The 16,822-nt window shown below is 47.0% G+C and carries 11 protein-coding genes and 1 riboswitch; of the genes, 1 reads left to right on the plus strand and 10 read right to left on the minus strand.

All coding sequences use genetic code 11. The annotated features are described in order from the left end of the window. Positions 1 to 276: 276 nt before the first annotated feature. The 6 genes from ACOZB4_RS15815 to ACOZB4_RS15840 all read right to left on the minus strand — a co-directional run bounded on the left by ACOZB4_RS15815 (position 277) and on the right by ACOZB4_RS15840 (position 9,916). A complete protein-coding gene (locus ACOZB4_RS15815; RefSeq protein WP_379409787.1) occupies positions 277 to 2,109 on the minus strand; it encodes a cache domain-containing sensor histidine kinase in 1,833 nt (610 codons plus the stop codon). Beyond that, entirely contained in the window at positions 2,106 to 3,689 is a 1,584-nt protein-coding gene (locus ACOZB4_RS15820) for a response regulator (RefSeq protein ID WP_379409789.1), read from the minus strand. The genes ACOZB4_RS15815 and ACOZB4_RS15820 overlap by 4 nt, the downstream gene beginning before the upstream one ends. Positions 3,690 to 3,853: 164 nt before the next feature. Next, positions 3,854 to 5,536 (minus strand): extracellular solute-binding protein, encoded by a 1,683-nt coding sequence (locus tag ACOZB4_RS15825; protein ID WP_213647061.1) that lies wholly within the window; start codon positions 5,534 to 5,536, stop codon positions 3,854 to 3,856. 67 nt (positions 5,537 to 5,603) lie between these two features. After that, positions 5,604 to 6,503: a carbohydrate ABC transporter permease gene (locus ACOZB4_RS15830; protein ID WP_076323937.1), complete on the minus strand. Its 900-nt coding sequence runs from the start codon at positions 6,501 to 6,503 to the stop codon at positions 5,604 to 5,606. A gap of 27 nt (positions 6,504 to 6,530) precedes the next feature. Then, complete coding sequence (locus tag ACOZB4_RS15835; protein WP_379409798.1) at positions 6,531 to 7,508, minus strand: ABC transporter permease; 978 nt, start codon at positions 7,506 to 7,508, stop codon at positions 6,531 to 6,533. Positions 7,509 to 7,828: 320 nt separating this feature from the next. Continuing rightward, positions 7,829 to 9,916 (minus strand): molybdopterin-containing oxidoreductase family protein, encoded by a 2,088-nt coding sequence (locus tag ACOZB4_RS15840; protein WP_379409800.1) that lies wholly within the window; start codon positions 9,914 to 9,916, stop codon positions 7,829 to 7,831. A 483-nt stretch (positions 9,917 to 10,399) separates the two neighbouring features. Next, positions 10,400 to 10,595: riboswitch (cyclic di-AMP (ydaO/yuaA leader) on the plus strand. 162 nt (positions 10,596 to 10,757) lie between these two features. Here ACOZB4_RS15840 and ACOZB4_RS15845 point away from each other — a divergent pair. Continuing rightward, entirely contained in the window at positions 10,758 to 12,584 is a 1,827-nt protein-coding gene (locus ACOZB4_RS15845; RefSeq protein ID WP_379409806.1) for an APC family permease, read from the plus strand. A gap of 145 nt (positions 12,585 to 12,729) precedes the next feature. On the opposite strand, the gene ACOZB4_RS15850 is transcribed toward ACOZB4_RS15845, so the two are convergent. The 4 genes from ACOZB4_RS15850 to ACOZB4_RS15865 all read right to left on the minus strand — a co-directional run bounded on the left by ACOZB4_RS15850 (position 12,730) and on the right by ACOZB4_RS15865 (position 16,725). Continuing rightward, a complete protein-coding gene (locus tag ACOZB4_RS15850; RefSeq protein ID WP_379409829.1) occupies positions 12,730 to 13,602 on the minus strand; it encodes a formate/nitrite transporter family protein in 873 nt (290 codons plus the stop codon). A gap of 333 nt (positions 13,603 to 13,935) precedes the next feature. Beyond that, the gene (locus ACOZB4_RS15855; protein WP_379409832.1) at positions 13,936 to 15,183 is read right to left on the minus strand and encodes an MFS transporter; all 1,248 of its coding nucleotides are present in this window, start codon (positions 15,181 to 15,183) and stop codon (positions 13,936 to 13,938) included. A 105-nt stretch (positions 15,184 to 15,288) separates the two neighbouring features. After that, positions 15,289 to 15,882, minus strand: a complete 594-nt coding sequence (locus ACOZB4_RS15860; protein WP_379409838.1) for a TetR/AcrR family transcriptional regulator — start codon at positions 15,880 to 15,882, stop codon at positions 15,289 to 15,291. Between the two features lie 246 nt (positions 15,883 to 16,128). Beyond that, on the minus strand, positions 16,129 to 16,725 hold the full coding sequence (locus tag ACOZB4_RS15865; protein WP_379409840.1) for a DUF4352 domain-containing protein: 597 nt from the start codon (positions 16,723 to 16,725) through the stop codon (positions 16,129 to 16,131). Positions 16,726 to 16,822: the final 97 nt, after the last annotated feature.

Genomic DNA, 16,822 nt, shown 5'->3' on the forward strand with positions numbered 1-16,822 from the left:
CCTCGCAGCAGTATAATTACGTATTTAACCTAAAAAAAAGCCCATGCGGGCTTTTATAATTCTTCTTGAAGAAAGAGGCGAACGCCATCTTTATGATGCTCCTATAATCCTGTAAGAATGAACATTGCTTGTCATTTCTTATCGCCCAAATCCTAGTATCGCTTGAGAGATCCATTTTTAGCAAGCACACTCATTGACGCTTTACCATAACAGCGAACAGGACGCTAAATAGCGGATCCCCAATTCTCAAATAACCCCTTGATTCACACCCCCCATCTATCCCGACGCCTTCTTATCAGGGTTTGAATTTCTTGATCTTGCAGGAATGCGTATTTGAACCGAAGTGCCGATTCCAACTTTGCTGAAGATGGACACGCCATATTCGCTCCCGTAATGCAGCTTCACTCGCTGGTCAATGTTTCGAATCCCGCAGCCCATATGGCTGTTATCCCGGGGATCGAATATTTCATCGATTCTCCCCTGCTTCATGCCAAGGCCGTCATCGATGATCCGGTACAGGATATCATCGCCTTCCTTCTTAACTGAAACACGAATATGAATTCGATCTCCACTCCAAGCATGCTTCAGTACATTCTCAATGAAGGGCTGCAAAATCAGTTTAATAGTCTCGTAAGGCCATATATTCGTATCGATATCAAAAGTGACTTCCATACGCTGACCATATTTTACCTTTTGAATATCCAAATACGCATTGGCCTGCTCAATCTCTAATGCTATGGGTATCAATATTCTTCCTGAATTTAATGTGAGTCGATAAAATTGGGCCAACTGCACAACCATATTCTGAAGCTTCTCCGTCTCGCCAAATTTCGCAAGTTGGTTAATGGATGATAGCGTATTGTATAAGAAGTGAGGATTGATCTGCGATTGTAGCATTTCAAGCTCGGCTTCCTTCTTTTGAAGTTGGGTTAAATACACTTCTTTTATTAACGCTTCGATATCCTCCCCCATCGCATTCAAGGCATTCGCAATTTGAGGGAACTCCCCTTTGCCCCGATAAGTGATCCGTTTATGCAGATCCCCTTCCCGAAATGCATTGAGTACCCCTACAATCTTCAGGATTCGCTTAGAGAAAGACTGGGAAATAACATACCCCGTGTATGTAAACAACACTACGCAGATGATGCAAATCGCAATCAAAACGGTTCGTACCCTCTTCGCTTCCTGTTCAATAATGTTCAGCGGAACCTGGGCAACAATCTTCCAATTCTTCTGCGGCAAATCTTCTTCGATGATCAAATAATTCTTCATATCGTTTGCTGCCAAAGCAGCATACTGCTCTGCCTTGATGCGGGTTGTGTTATGTTCAACGAATGGGCCGGAAGTAAACACCACATTCCCGTAGGGATCCAGTACCGATAACATACTTCCTTCGCCAAGCTTCGTGTAATCCACACTATCGAACAGTTGCGACAAGCGAACACTGAAGCGCATGATTCCCATTTCTTTAATCTCGAGTGGATTATTCATATCCACCAAACGTCGAATCATCGAGATCCGCCCATCCCGTTCATCCTCTCCTACCTGCCTCCATATCATCGTTGAATTATATTTCTCTTCCGGTAGTGTAAAATACCAAAACTCACTGGAAATTCGAGTCATATGGTAAATATCATACGTTTGTTCGTTGAAATCTTGATTTTTCTCGTTGTCCCAATTTTTATATCTCTCGTACACCGTTTGATTATGAAAATAGACAGATAGCCTTAAATTAAGACCTATCGCCCTTGCAGCGCTCTCCAGCTTCGGAAGAATGATATTGCTCATGCGGATATGATTATCCGTGCCCGATAAATTCCTGCGGACGCTCTGAATCAATGTAGGATCATCGTACAATGTCGCCGATGTTTGAACGATATCGTCCACTTTATAGGCTACGTTATCTCGAATCTGCTTGAGCGTCCCCTGGATATTAACCCGGGTTTGTTTGCGCATCGTCTCATCATACATAGAATGTAAAATATAAAAGTTCACGAAAACCAACAGCAATATAAATATTGTAAAGGTCAACATGAGCTTGTAGCCGATAGGTATATATCCCAACTTCTTGCCATTTGTTCTGGATGATAGAATCCAGTGATTGTTCATCCCAATTCTCTCTTTCGATATTCCATCGGTGTCATTGCGAATTTTTCTTTAAATTGGCGGCTGAAATAAGGAAGATAGCGGTATCCTACCTGATTGGCGACCTCGTATATTTTGATACCGGGCTCCTTCAGCAATTCGCACGCTTTTTCCATGCGCATCTGCACAAGTAGCTCATTAAACGTATTTCCTGACTTTTCTTTAATTAGAAATCCGATATGACTAGGCGAAAAAGAAAAATGTTGTGCGATATCCTTTATCGTTATATTCTCGCTCATACGTTCCCGCATGGTTTGGATTACACTTCGGATAAACTTGCTATCCTTCGAATTGGATTTCTCGTACAATCTTTCAGAAATTTCGAATATATGCTGTATAAACCAGGAGCGAATATCGCTAACGGTTTCCAATTGCATCAGAATATCCAGATGATGAATTTCCATGCCCAGCAGCTCAAACAAATCTTCGTTTCTACTGCTTAAATATTGCTCGAGCTTCCAAATAATATAATTTGACATATTATGTACGGTAAATCGTGAGCGCAGACTTCCAATGGAACCGAATAATTTCTCCAGCTCATCACAAATCTGAACGAGCTCATATTTCTCCATCGCATTCAGGAGAACAGTCATACGCTCATCTAGAATCTTGGCGTCGATCATTCCCGGCTCGGCACTGACGTCTTCGTACTTAATCACGCTTCCCTTGCCTAAAAACATTTTGCCTTCCACAGCTTCAACCGCTTGCCGGTATGAAATCTGGAGTTGGTTCAAGGTATGGACAGGTTCGCCCAGCCCTGTCGTGATCGAGATTGTCAAATGCTGCCGAAGCTTATCTATCAATGCGTCTACCGTTTGAATGACATCGGAATCCTCAAGCAATATCGCTACCCGTTGAGTTGACAGCTTGCAATATAGCAGCTTGCCCATTTCCGCGATAGCCTCCTGAATTTGCTGCAAGAATATCCTCGCCATTTCCCTTTGTGAAGAAAGACTACCCGCTTGGCGCCATGATACGTTATCGAGCTCCATAACAGCGATGCGGATTGGCCACTTCAACTGGTCGAATTCATATGAAAAGCTCATCATTGTCAACGATTCTTCTGACTCTTCTGATTCTTCCCGTTCAAGCAAACGTATGAGAAAATCACTTTTGACAATGGGAATCATCTCATGGTATGCCATCTCTACTTCGCGATGCTTCAACTCATCATCAAGATCCCGTTTCACTTTGAGCAATGACGAGATCAGTTCTTTGTCGTTCATTGGCTTCAGCACATAGCTATAAGCTTTCAGAGACAACGCTTCCTGAACATAACTAAATTCCTGATATCCACTGACAAATATAATTCGTATATTCGGTTTATGTTCTAATGCAATACGTGCAAGCTCAAGACCGGACATATAGGGCATGTTAACGTCGCTGACTAGAATATCAATGTCCTTATTCTTAATGATCTCACATGCCGATAATGCATTATTAATACCATCTACTACTTCCATGCCCAGATCAACCCAGGGAATGAACCTTTTCATACCTTCCAAATCTAGTTCCTCATCATCTACGAGCAGCACCTTGTACATGGTAATCCCCCTAGCCAATTGTAAAAATTTGCCTTATTTTCATATCATACTATACATAATGAACTAACGGATACAAAACAAGGGTAATCGATACTAAAACAGAATCATCCCACAGAGTCCGAGGGACTCATTGGGATGATTCATTACGATTGTTCGATTAAAGATTATTTATTCTGTTTCTCAAGATTTGCCTGCCACTTAGCTGTACGGTAATCAAGAAGCTGCTGGTAACCCAGATCCATCAAACTCTTGTTTCCTTGATCAAGAATTTGATCTACTTCTTCATCACTCTTCGCCATAACGGAGTTAGCATAAATTTCGAGGAACAATTCATCCACAGATTTGGCAATAATATCTTCATCTGAGTTTGGAGGAGCATCAAGACCAACAAATTCAGTAACGTTTAATTGTGTCGGCCAAGTAACCGTTTGTTGGTAACGCACTTCCCACTGCTGTTCTTCAGCAGGAAGGGTCGACATATACTTCCACTTAGCAGGGTCAATATAACTCGTATTACCTACGAGCTGCCACGGGCTATTCTCAGCTGAGATTTTTGTTACTTCTTCTCTATCATAATTTTCTGTGAAATTTGGTTGACCATTCTCATCGAATCCCTTCCAGTTCTTACCTTCTGGACCGAAGAATTGAACGTTCATACCTTCTGGACCTGTCATCCAGTCAAGGAATGCGAAGATTGCCTCTGGATCTTCGGCTGCTGTAGTAATATGTGCAGCGTTCCATCCAAAGCTCGTGTAAGTACCTGCAGTAATCTTGTTCTTATCCAATCCTGGCTTATGAATAGGCCAAATCATGAAATAACCGCCATTTGGATCGTCCTTCGTTAATTCAATCTGTGCTTTTGCTGCGATATCTGTCGGGCTTGAACCTGCAAATACAGCCACTCGACCCGTCATTACTTTCTCTTTAACCATATCCTCGGTTTGGCTAAATGCATCTTGAGAAATAAGTTTCTCTCTGTAGAGCTTAGCGATATATTTCTGAGCTTCACGGAATGTTGGATCTGTAAGTAACGGAGTCAGTTTTCCATCCTTTGGAACAGCAAGCAAGTTTGCTTTTAAGTTCGAATAGCTTAATTGCTCTCCAAATGCCGTATATAATACCCCAAGTCCTTGTCTATCCTGCGCCCGGTGCGGTTCGAATGGAACAATTGTATCACCATACTTGTCTTTAACCATCTTCAAGTAGTTATACAAATCGTCAGTTGTTTCAAGTGGTGGCTGACCTAACTCATCATAAATTTTCTTGTTAACAACATAACCTGCAGTACCATAAGGATTAGATGAGTACCAATTAGGGAATCTGTAAATCTTTCCATCGTCAGCACGAAGCAGATCCAGATCGCCCATCCATGTTTTCAGGTTAGGATATTTATCTAACCAAGGATCGAATGCAACGAGCTTACCTTCTTTTTGAAGGCTTAAAATCATTGGTTCGTCACGGTCTGTCCAGATCAAATCAGGGAGATCGTCAGATGCAATCATTGCACTCAGCTTTTGCTTATGTGCTCCATTAGCCGCAATTACATCGATTTTCACTTGCTTCTCTTCACTTAAATACTTACCAAGCGGAACGCTTTCCCACTTAGGGAAGTCTGTTCCTTCATAGTGAGCATAAGCTGAAAACTGAAGCGGCTTCTCGCCAAGTACCCACTTGCCTTCATCACTGCCTTCTGCTGGCGGGTCCGTTTTCTCGCCGCTATCGCCGTTAGCTGCAGGCGGTGCTGCTGGAGCTGGCTCAGCTGATTTGCCGCCGCATCCTGCCAGAGCTGTGACCAGTACGAAAATCAAAGATACCATCAACAGCAAAGACTTTCTTGTCTTTCTCATGTACTAAACCCCTCTCAATCTAAAAATATATATGTTCAAAGCTGTTCGCCTTAAACCGTTCTTAAAACTACTCTTTCAGCGAGCCTACAAGAACACCTTTAACAAAGTACTTTTGCACAAAAGGATATACAAGAACGATTGGCAGTGTCACTACAATCATCATCGCCATTGTGAGTGATTTGGAGGTGATCTGTTTTGACCGTTCCATTAACATAACAGAAGCGCTATCAAGTACTGAGTTTGAATTCGTTACAATATTGGCATTCAGCGTCTGCCGCAATATCGTCTGTATTGGAAGCAAATTATCACTAGTAATGTAAATACTAGGATAGAACCAATCATTCCAGTGACCTACGGCTGTGAACAATGATAGGGTTGCAATTACCGGACCGGACAGCGGAAGTATAATCCGGAAGAACATTCCCCAGTTGCTGCAGCCATCAATACTAGCAGACTCTTCCAAACCAACAGGGAGACCTTTAAAGAAGGTTCGGAATATAATCATGTTCCACACGCTAATTAAGGTTGGAATAATAAACACCCAGAAAGAGTTCATCATACCAAGCGAACGGATCAGGAGATAAGACGGAATCAATCCTCCAGAAAAATACATCGTAAATACCAAGAACACCATATAAAAGTTCCGACCGATCAAATAGGTACGAGTCATTCCGAATGCCAAAAGGGCGGTCATAAATATTGACGTTGCGGTTCCGACTATGGTCCGGCTAACGGATATAAAGAATCCATTAGCCAATCGGTCATCATCTAATATAATTTTGTAATTCTCCAGTGTGAATTCCCGAGGCCAGAAGGTAATCCCGCCTTTAGCGGTGTCTACACCCTGGTTAAAGGATACGGCCACAGCATTCCAGAATGGATAAAGCGCTGAAAAGGCCAATAAAGTAAGAAATGTATAGATCAAGACAAGCACGATCTTGTCACCAGTGCTAATTCTTTTTAGCATGCTGTACCTCCTGATTGCTACTGATTATTACCATAGACTGTTACCGGATCTTCGGGCCGCATAGTTAGCGATCGTAAGCAGGATGACAGCGATGACCGATTTGAAGAGTCCGATGGCAATCCCGTAAGAATAGCGATTTCCTCCTAGGCCGACGCGATAAACATAGGTATCTACAACGTCGGCTACCGGCCTTAATACAGGGTTAGAGGCCAACAGCAAGATATCCTCGAATCCTGCATCGAGCAGTCTACCGATTGCAAGTATCATAAAGATGATAACGACTGGCATAATCGAAGGAACCGTAATTAGATAGATCTGCTTTGTCTTGCTAGCCCCGTCGATGTCTGCAGCTTCATACAGAGCCGGATCAATACTGGCTATGGCGGCGAGATATACAATCGAGTTAAAACCAATCTCTTTCCATACGTTAGCCGAAATCAGAATTGTCCAGAAATATTGTTTTAGAGAAAGGAAGTTGATCGGTTCATCAATGGCCCCCACACTCTGCAGCAGCATATTAACACTACCATTCTCTGTGGAGAGCATTGCAATTACAAATCCCGCGACAATAACCCAGGACAAGAAGTGAGGCAAGTAGGTAATAGTCTGGATAAATCTTTTGAAAAACATATGTCGAACTTCATTCAACATCAGTGCGAGAATAATCGGTGCCGGAAAACCAATAAAGAATTTAAGTAAACTGATTACAATCGTATTCCGAATAATCCTCTCAAACTCTGGGGCATTAAAAAAAGCCTCAAAATGTTTAAAGCCCACCCATGGATTTTCAAAAATCCGTGAACCAGTAAAAATGCTGTAATCCATAAATCCGGTGATTACACCGTACATCGGCAGGTAGGCAAAAATGAAAATCAGAATAACTCCTGGAATAACCATCAGCTGAACATCCCATTGCTTCATTAAGCGCCTAAATAAGCTATTATTATGGACCTTTGGCTGCCGGGAAATGGGTGATGGTTGCTGTTCTGTAGTAGCTTGCGGCATATTTATCCTCCTGTTACAAATTGATGTAAATACATGCCGGTTCTCTGAAATCTGCGACTTCGAAACCGCTTGCAATTGACTTAGTACCATTCTACCCATGGAAATATATTGAAGCTATATAATAAAAGCCCGATTTTTTATACTTCTACCTGAATGTTTCATCCGTTCCAGCCAATTAAAATAACCGTCTATCGACGTACTTTCTCAGTAAACAGACCTTATTTGGCAGAGGTATTTCTTGCGCGACAAGGATGCTAACCCTTGAAAAAAAGACTGCCTTCAGGTCATATAGACCTTCAAGACAGTCTTTGTATTCATCTTTAAGCACCGATTATTGTAGTCCTGACCTCTACCACCGTTGAGAAGAAGGTAGCTCCTTCGCCCATATCCGACAACCTGTCGGGTGTAAGGGCATTGGCGCGCTGCTTCCTGCCTTCGCCTTCCCACCACAAGCCTTGGCTGACTACGGTGCCCGGCAGCATTTTATCCGTCACCTTGGCTCGGACTTCGTAGGTTCCACGGTCGTTGTACACCGTAACCATGTCTCCGTCCACTATACCGCGTTCCTCTGCATCCGCCGGATGAATCTGCAGGGCAGGCTCCTTCTCCAACTTCTGATGCTTCTCCACATTCGCAAAGGTCGAATTCAGGAAGTTGTGGTTCGGCGGCGAAATGAACATAAGCGGGTATCTGTTCCCGCGGCCGCGCCTTACACCGTCATATCCTTCCTTCAAGGGCACGTAAGTCGGAAGAGGCGGAAGACCTGCTTCCTCCAACTTCGCGGAGTAAAGCTCGATCCGGCCCGAAGGCGTCGGCAAACGATCCAGATATGTTTCAAGCGGCGTCATGTCAAGCTTCACATAGCGGTGTTCCTTTAGCTTGTCCAGCGTGACGCCGTTCAGATAAGGGTTGTCCGGGAAGTCGAGCGCTCTTGCCATCATCTCCTCTTCGGTCTCATGGAAGGCCGGGTCGGTGAACCCCATGGCCCGGCCCAGCAAGGAGAACAGCTCCACGTTGCTCTTGCTCTCCCCGAGCGCCGGAATGACCGGCTCCTGCAGCTGGATATACTGATGCCAGTAGGATGCGAACAGGTCCGTATTCTCAAATGAGGAGGTTGCCGGAAGCACGATGTCCGCATACTTGGCTGTATCCGTCATGAACAAATCGTGTACGACGGTAAACAGATCCTCCCTTGCAAACCCTTCGCGCACCCGCCCGCTGTCAGGAGCGACAACCAGCGGGTTGCTGCAATAGACAAAGACCGACTTAATCGGCTGTTCGGTCATGGCAAGCACCTCGCCGATCCGGTTCATGTTAATGGTCCTGGCATCCGGATTCGGCCGGAGATCCGGACGCTCCAGTGCATCGCTGTCCATGCTGTTGTAGCCACCATTCGACTTGGCAGCCCCTCCGCCCCGCTTCAGCCATTGTCCGGTCAAGGCCGGAAGCGCCGCAATGCTGCGCACCGTCAAGCCGCCATTGTCGTGATGCTGAAGACCGTTACCAATATGAATATAAGAAGTACCGGCCCGGCCATACAGCTCGGCCAGCTTCTCGATATCCTCTACCGGAATGCCGGTAATGGAGGATACATGCTCCGGCGTATAGTCTTTGACATGCTCACGCAAGGCTTCATGCCCGAGCGTATACTGCCGGAGGAATTCCTCATTCACCATGCCATCTCGGAACATGATGTGCATGAGGCCGACCGCCAGTGCCGCATCCGTGCCCGGAAACAGCGGAATGAACCAATCCGACCATTGCCCGGTCTGGTTCTTATGAACATCAATCACAATGACCTTGGCACCGGCCTTGCGTGCTTTCTCTGCCAGCACTACTTGGTGCATATTGGTGCTGACGATATTACCGCCCCAGACAATGATGACATCGGCATGAACGGTTTCCTCCGGGACGGTGCCTCCATTAAACCCCATTACGGATTTCCAGCCCGCAGTGCCTGCGGAATTACAGATCGACTGCTTCAGGCGGCTGGCGCCCAGCCTGTTGAAGAATCTCCGATCCATACCGTCCACGCTCAATATCCCCATATTGCCGTAAAAGCTGTATGGTAGAATGCTCTCGGAGCCATATTCCTTGATCAGCTTCTTGTAGCGCCCGGTAATCTCCTGAATCGCTTCATCCCAGCTGATCCGCTCGAAAGCCCCCTCACCCTTGGGCCCTACCCTCCGCAGCGGATAAAGCACGCGCTCGGGATGATACACCCGATGTGCCATATTGCGGACTTTATTACAGATGGCTCCCTGCGTCATCGGATGATCCGGATTGCCGGTAACCTTCACGATTTTTCCATTCTCTTTATGCAGCAGCAGACCGCAAGTATCGGGACAATCCAACGGACATACCGCCGGAAACACACCATTCTCCTGATGAATCATCGCTTGAGTCATTTCGTCCATTCCCCCTTGTACACGCTGAATCATATCCCCTTATCTTAAAAGAAAATCAGGGCTCCAGTAAAGTCTTACATTTTTTTCTGAGCGGGTGTTTCACTCTACTTCCTTCCGGGTATATTCCTATCAAGAGCAACGAAGAGGAACCCAGACCCTTTCTCTTCCTTGCCAAATCATGGACCACTCCCAAAAAATTCGCCATGCCCATGTCTCCTCCCCCGAGACCGGCATGGCGAATTTGTTTGTATCCAGCGTCTATCGCATCATATCTGGGCTACTTGCCACTTACGCATCATAGAAAGTCATGCTTTCTGTAGCAAACATGCAAAAAACAAAGCCTCTCAAAGCTACATATTTATGTAAGCGCTTATCTGTCATTTTTTATATATAATTCTGCTTTATTCTTCGTTGGAGGGTGTTTTACAAAAGATTTGAGCAGGCGTAATATACTATTCAGCTTCGAAATCATTCTTCATATTCACATGACATTCGCTTAATTTCCAATTGGGAAAGCGGGGGAACCACACGTATGGATGGATACCTATAGGATCTGTCAACCATACTATGGGGTGAATCCTGATGCAGCGCGTACTTACGCCGCGACTATTATCAGGTAGGGCGACTCTCACCGCCCGAATCCGACAGCTAACCTCGTCAGCGTTGATGGAGAGGGTTGTGAACTTGTGATCAAACACAGGGTTCTAACCTGTGTTTTTTGTTTGCCAAAAATCAATATTGGAATGGAGATAGCCCATATGTCCAGCACATGAGGCACACCGATTGAACTCACTTCAAGCAGCTCCCATCATGTACCTATTCTTAATCGGCGGTGAAAAACATGTTCTCTTCTATCAAACGATTCCTCATCGGAAGACCCCTTAAATCAGCGGAATTGGGCGAGCAAAAGCTGAACAAAACCAAAGCGCTGGCCATCCTTTCATCCGACGCCTTGTCGTCCGTGGCCTATGGACCTGAACAAATTCTGATCGTCTTGATGACCGTTGGCGCGGCTGCCTATTGGTATTCCATACCGATTGCCGTCGGGGTCCTCATCTTATTGCTGGCACTTATCCTATCATATAGACAAATTATTTTCTCATATCCGCATGGCGGCGGAGCCTACGTGGTTTCCAAACAGAATTTAGGCATGTATCCAGGATTGGTCGCTGGCGGCTCCCTGCTGGTCGACTACATCCTGACGGTTGCGGTCAGCGTATCGGCGGGGACGGACGCGATCACGTCGGCTTTTCCGGAACTGCATGCCTACAATCTGCCCATCTCCATCGTGTTCGTTCTATGTTTGACCGTACTCAATTTAAGAGGGGTTACGGAGTCGGCCACCATATTGGCTTATCCGGTTTACTTGTTTGTACTGGCGCTGTTTATCCTGATTGGCGTCGGAATATTCAACATAGCTACAGGCCATGCATCACCAGAGCTTCATACGCCGATCGGCACGCCTGTCGCCGGTCTCAGCTTGTTCCTGCTCCTGCGGGCATTTGCCTCGGGCAGCTCTGCCCTGACCGGCGTTGAAGCCATTTCTAACGCCATCCCGAATTTCAAGGATCCCGCTCCGAATAATGCGGCCAAAACCTTGGTCGCGATGGGATCCTTGCTGGCAATGTTATTTTCGGGCATCGTATTCCTGGCCTATTACTATGGGGTTAGCCCCAGCGAGCAAGTCACTGTCGTTTCCCAGATTGCCGAGCATACCTTTGGACGAAACGTTTTTTATTACTTTATCCAAGGAACAACGGCTCTCATTCTGATCCTGGCCGCCAACACGGGATATTCCGCCTTCCCGCTGCTTGCCGTTAATCTGGCGAAGGATAAATTTATTCCCCGAATGTTCACCGTCCGGGGGGACCGTCTGGGATATTCAAACGGGATTATCATGCTTGGGTTCTTCTCCATTCTGTTGCTGCTGACTTTCGAAGGCAAAACCGAGCATCTGATTCCTCTGTATGCCGTCGGCGTGTTTATCCCTTTTACCCTCTCCCAAACAGGGATGATGGTGAAGTGGATTCGCGAAAAGCCTGAAGGATGGATCGTCAAGCTGATCATTAATACCACCGGCGCATGCATTAGCTTTATCGTGACGATGATCTTCTTTTTCACGAAATTCGCCCAAGTGTGGACCGTCTTGATTTTCCTGCCGCTGATCATTTGGATCTTCACACGAATCCACAAACATTATGAGGCCGTAGCAGACCAGCTGCGAATTACGACCTGTGAGCCGGTTAAGCCGATTGAGGGAAATGTTATTATTCTGCCTGTGGCGGGAATCACGCATGTGGTGGAGAACTCGCTGAATTATGCCAAATCACTGGGAGCAGGACAAATTATCGCGGTGTACGTGCCGTTCGAGCGGGAGGACGAGGCGGCCTTCCAGGAAAAATGGAAGAAGTGGCAGCCGGACATCCGGCTGGTGACGCTGCACTCGCCTTATCGGAGCATCATTCAGCCGCTGACCAAATTCATCGATACCGTGCAGCGGAAGGCCAGCGAATCCCACTACCAGGTTACCGTTGTCATACCGCAGTTCATCCCCAAGAAGGGCTGGCATAACTTCCTGCACAATCAGTCCAGCTTGCTCATTCGCGCACATTTACTTTATCGGAGAGATGTGATTATCACCACAGTACCTTACCATTTAAAAAAATAGCGGGCTTGTTCCGCTGCGACTTATACAAGGAATCCACTCCGCCAACAACGTTAAAAAAGCTGCGATCATCCGATCCCTATTCTTAAGGGAGCGGTCAATCGCAGCTTTTTCCCCTCCGCCTAGACGCTTACCAGGCTTCGGGATATTAAGAAACATTCTGCGCAGAATGAACCTGTTGAGCAGTGCCGGTAGTTGGCGCAGACGGCAGTGCGGCGTCTTGTTCGCCGCGAAGCATGACCTCAACCTTATCATCCTTCTTCAAATATACGGTCCCGTAGGCAGCTCCCACAAACAACGCGCCTCCGACGAAATTGCCAAGCCATACCGGAATGAAGTTCATCAGATACTCGCCCCAGCTGTAATATCCTTCAAATATCGCTGCCGGAATGAGGAACATATTGGCCACCACGTGCTGAAAGCCAATGGCTACAAACGCCATCGTCGGAAACCAGATCCCGAGAATTTTGCCACTCATCTGATCCGATCCGTAGGACAGCCACACGGCGAGCGCCACGAGCCAGTTGCACCCAATGCCCGACAAGAAGGCCTGCAGGAAGCTGTCGTCGATCTTATGACCTGCCATGTCCACCAGCTTCTCCAGATAAACGCCGCTGCCTGTCAGACCCGTCACATGACCAAAGAAATAAGCGACGAACAACGCCCCTGCCATATTGCTTACCGTGACAAGAGCTAAATTTCGTACCATTTCTTTCGTGGAAATCCGCTTCTTGAATCTGGCCAGGGACACGGCCATCATGTTGCCTGTCAGAAGCTCTCCGCCCGCTAGCAATACAAGAATCAGTCCGACAGGGAATATCGCCGCGCCTATAAAACCGGCAATGCCTCCCCAAGCCTCCGATGCTCCGGCAATTACGCGAATATCCAGCAAAAAGCCGAGCGCAATAAAAGCACCCGCCAAAAATCCTAATATCATCACGTTCATGGCGGAGTTATGTGCTTTTTTCACCCCGTTCTCCAAGGTGATCTCCGCAATGCGATCAGGTTTGTAATAGGCCATGGCCGCTCCCCCATTTCTCCCGCATTCCGTCCTGAAATCTCTCGGATGCAGCGTCTGATGTTTCTGTTACAGTTACCCATATTGTACCGCAGCCTCCATAGCAAGAACGTGAATTATATCACGATCGTGTGCGACAGAGGGGACAAGACAGCCTCTGTCCTGGCTGCTCTTGATTTGCCCTGACTCATTCGCTCGATCCGAGCTGAGCGGTACATGTAAAATAGCGGTGTCGGAGAGGATCCGACACCGCTTGGTTGATGCAATTACCAACCATCATGTTCTAACCCGGCAAGCCTATGCCTTTATACCACCATCATGTTCGAAACCAGCAGCCTATGCCTCGGCGGCAGTCTCTACCCTAACAGGTGTTTCCTTTTCCTGAACCGGAACGTTCGAGATCGGAAGCTTCATGCTAATGAAGGACGACAGCAGGAAGAGCGCACCTGCCGTGAAATACACGACCACAATGGAGGTCGCCGACATATACCATCCCGTAAACCCCGAGCCGATAAGCAGCATGCCGGTAAAAATCGGCGTCATCACGCCATTAAGCCGACCAATGAATTTCTCTTCCACCTGCTGCATCATCACGGCCATCAATACCGTCTGCGCCATCGCCATCAGCACCCCGGTTACGAAGCGCATCGTGCCTGTCAGGATCGGCCATTGGGACAGCACCTCGACAAAGGTCGAGAATCCAAGAAAGGCAAGCCCGGCGAACAGCAAGTAGTTGCCTTTTACTCTCCCCGCAATCACCGCGGCCAGCACGCCGCCAATCAACATGCCAAGACCCTCTAGCGCGGTGAACCACTGAACGCTGGACATTGCCAGCTGTAGACGCTCCGTGATGACAAAAATATCGAGCGGCTGAACAAGTCCGCTGCCGAGCGCCAATAAAACGTAGACCACCAACAGCACCTTCAGCAGCCGACTGGAACCGATGTAAGTGAAGCCTGCCTTCAAGTCCTTCATAAAAGAACCGGTCGATTCTGAATTTTTAGATGGTTCATCCACACTGGAAGGGAGAAACGCCAGCACGATCCCCGAAGCGCCGAATAGAACCAACAAGCTGATTAAAGAAGCCTGCAATCCAAAAGCTTGATAGATCGTCGTGCCGACCATCGGTCCCAAAATGATGAACAGCGACATCGAGGTCTGGGACAAAGCCGTGGCCGCGGGCACATGCTCATCCGGTAAGCAGCGCTTGATGATCTTCATGGACGAAGGCTGCGAGAATTGGGATACAACGGCCGAGACCAGGGTCACCGCAAACACGGCCTGCCAATATCCCGCATACACAACAAACAGGATAAGCAGTATGGATAAAAAGCTTAAAATGTCTCCCCAGATCATCGTTCGCTTGGGACGCCAACGGTCAGCCAGCACGCCGCCAATCATAGAGATCACAAAGATGGGCGCGTATTCAATCACGGTAAGCAGCGATACGGCGACCGGGTCATGGTTGCTCTTCTCCATAATAAAGAACAACAGCGCCATGTTGCGGATCCAGATCCCGATATTTTGCATAAAATCCGAAACCATCAGCAGCACAAACGCGTGGTTGCCAAACAAATGCCTCATATTCCATCCCCCAGTAAAACCGACTATTCGGTTTAATAATATGTGCGAAAACGCCCACCCTGCGTTCAAACCGACAGAAGCGTTTCCGATAAATCTTCCAATACATTACGAACCTTGACTCGATAACACACCGTTTAAAAAGTAAGTTACTCCCTTATGGTACAGCAGTCTCAATTCCTTCTGAGAACGTTCATAGTACGAAATCGACATTCCATCCAGAAGTGCGCCAAAAATGACGGATATCTCCTCGACATCTTCTGCCGGTATCCGTCCCTCATCCGCTCCCTCCGCCAAAATCTCGCGGTAGAGCGTACGCGGTCCTTGCAGAATCGCCAGCATCTCACCCACAATCGTCTTATTCTCCGGCTGATTGATATAGAACTCCTCCGCGATCTTGGTAAGCGGATTCTGGAAGTCATCGACCATATGATCGGCAATGCCGTACAGCTTCTCCTCGAAGCTGGCGTAACGGACTTTTTTATCGTTCCACGCCTCCATCCATTCCTGATTCTGCTTAGCCAGCAGCTTGACGAACAAATCTTCCTTGCTCTCAAAGTGATAGTAGATACTTCCCTTACTGGCACCCGTATACTTGACCAGTTCATCCATGGATGTTGCCGCATACCCGCGCTGGATGAACAGCTCCTTCGCTTTATCCAGAATCATGTCCCGCTTTCGCTGCGCTTTTTCTGAAGACATCGGTGTAAGCACTCCTTGCTTGGAAATAATAGTCCGCAATCAGTAAGCAGAAATCTGTTTCCTATAATCAAAATGAATTTAAAATCAATAAACGCCATTCCAAATAAAAAACCGACTGTACGGTTTAATCATACTGAAAACATTCCCCCATGTAAAGCGACGGCTTGACAATGACATAGAAAAAAGGACATTGCCTAAGCAAAATCCTCTCATCACTCGTACATCCCGAAACAAATATAATATTTTTTATTCCACTGCCCAAATGGCTCTTCCTTCTTTCATCGGATCGCCATAACTCAGCTGCAGCCCCGTAACCCCCTGTTTCACTTCGTACGGAATTTCTCCTGTCAGTTCACCGCCTGGGGCAATGGTGCCGTCCAGCATCTTCACATCATCCGTAATGGGAACCGTATAGTTAAGATCGCTCGAATCCGTCAGGGAAAAAGATAACGCGGAAGAGATGACCAGCGGCGCCTGGCCATTGTTCTTCACGGTAATGTCAACCACTTTAAACGTATGACCCGGCTGGGGCTTTAAGTACTCGTCCCCTTCGGATTCGCGTACGCTGTTCAGCGTAATGACCGTGCCGTGATAATCCACCGTATCGCCCACCGCGGCAGATTCGCCGATCGGCTTCACCTCTGCGTTGTTGGACGGTTGGTCCTCCTCTTGGGTTGGTTCTGCAGGCGGCTGCTCTTCAGATGTGTCCGTCTGACCTGTCCCCTCGCTATCCACAACAGCCGGCGGAGTTTCTGCGGGAGGATCAGCCTGATCATTGGAACAAGCAGCCGTCAGCAGCATGGAGAACAACACAGCCGAAGCCAGCATTACTTTTTTATTCATACTTTATCCTACCTCCTGAAAGTCGATATCTACATGTCCGGATATTTTCCAATTCGCTGTCAAAATCCATATTCCTTCAAAAACACGAAAAAGACCC

Origin of the sequence: Paenibacillus sp. NPDC058898 (assembly GCF_049316025.1) — a bacterium.
Classification (GTDB): domain Bacteria; phylum Bacillota; class Bacilli; order Paenibacillales; family Paenibacillaceae; genus Paenibacillus_AQ.

Bases quoted from the DNA above. Each gene is read 5' to 3' on its own strand.
- ACOZB4_RS15830 (WP_076323937.1), bottom strand. From the start codon at position 6,503: ATGCTAAAAAGAATTAGCACTGGTGACAAGATCGTGCTTGTCTTGATC.
- ACOZB4_RS15825 (WP_213647061.1), bottom strand. From the start codon at position 5,536: ATGAGAAAGACAAGAAAGTCTTTGCTGTTGATGGTATCTTTGATTTTC.
- ACOZB4_RS15845 (WP_379409806.1), top strand. From the start codon at position 10,758: ATGTTCTCTTCTATCAAACGATTCCTCATCGGAAGACCCCTTAAATCA.
- ACOZB4_RS15860 (WP_379409838.1), bottom strand. From the start codon at position 15,882: ATGTCTTCAGAAAAAGCGCAGCGAAAGCGGGACATGATTCTGGATAAA.
- ACOZB4_RS15835 (WP_379409798.1), bottom strand. From the start codon at position 7,508: ATGCCGCAAGCTACTACAGAACAGCAACCATCACCCATTTCCCGGCAG.
- ACOZB4_RS15840 (WP_379409800.1), bottom strand. From the start codon at position 9,916: ATGACTCAAGCGATGATTCATCAGGAGAATGGTGTGTTTCCGGCGGTA.
- ACOZB4_RS15855 (WP_379409832.1), bottom strand. From the start codon at position 15,183: ATGAGGCATTTGTTTGGCAACCACGCGTTTGTGCTGCTGATGGTTTCG.
- ACOZB4_RS15850 (WP_379409829.1), bottom strand. From the start codon at position 13,602: ATGGCCTATTACAAACCTGATCGCATTGCGGAGATCACCTTGGAGAAC.
- ACOZB4_RS15865 (WP_379409840.1), bottom strand. From the start codon at position 16,725: ATGAATAAAAAAGTAATGCTGGCTTCGGCTGTGTTGTTCTCCATGCTG.
- ACOZB4_RS15820 (WP_379409789.1), bottom strand. From the start codon at position 3,689: ATGTACAAGGTGCTGCTCGTAGATGATGAGGAACTAGATTTGGAAGGT.
- ACOZB4_RS15815 (WP_379409787.1), bottom strand. From the start codon at position 2,109: ATGAACAATCACTGGATTCTATCATCCAGAACAAATGGCAAGAAGTTG.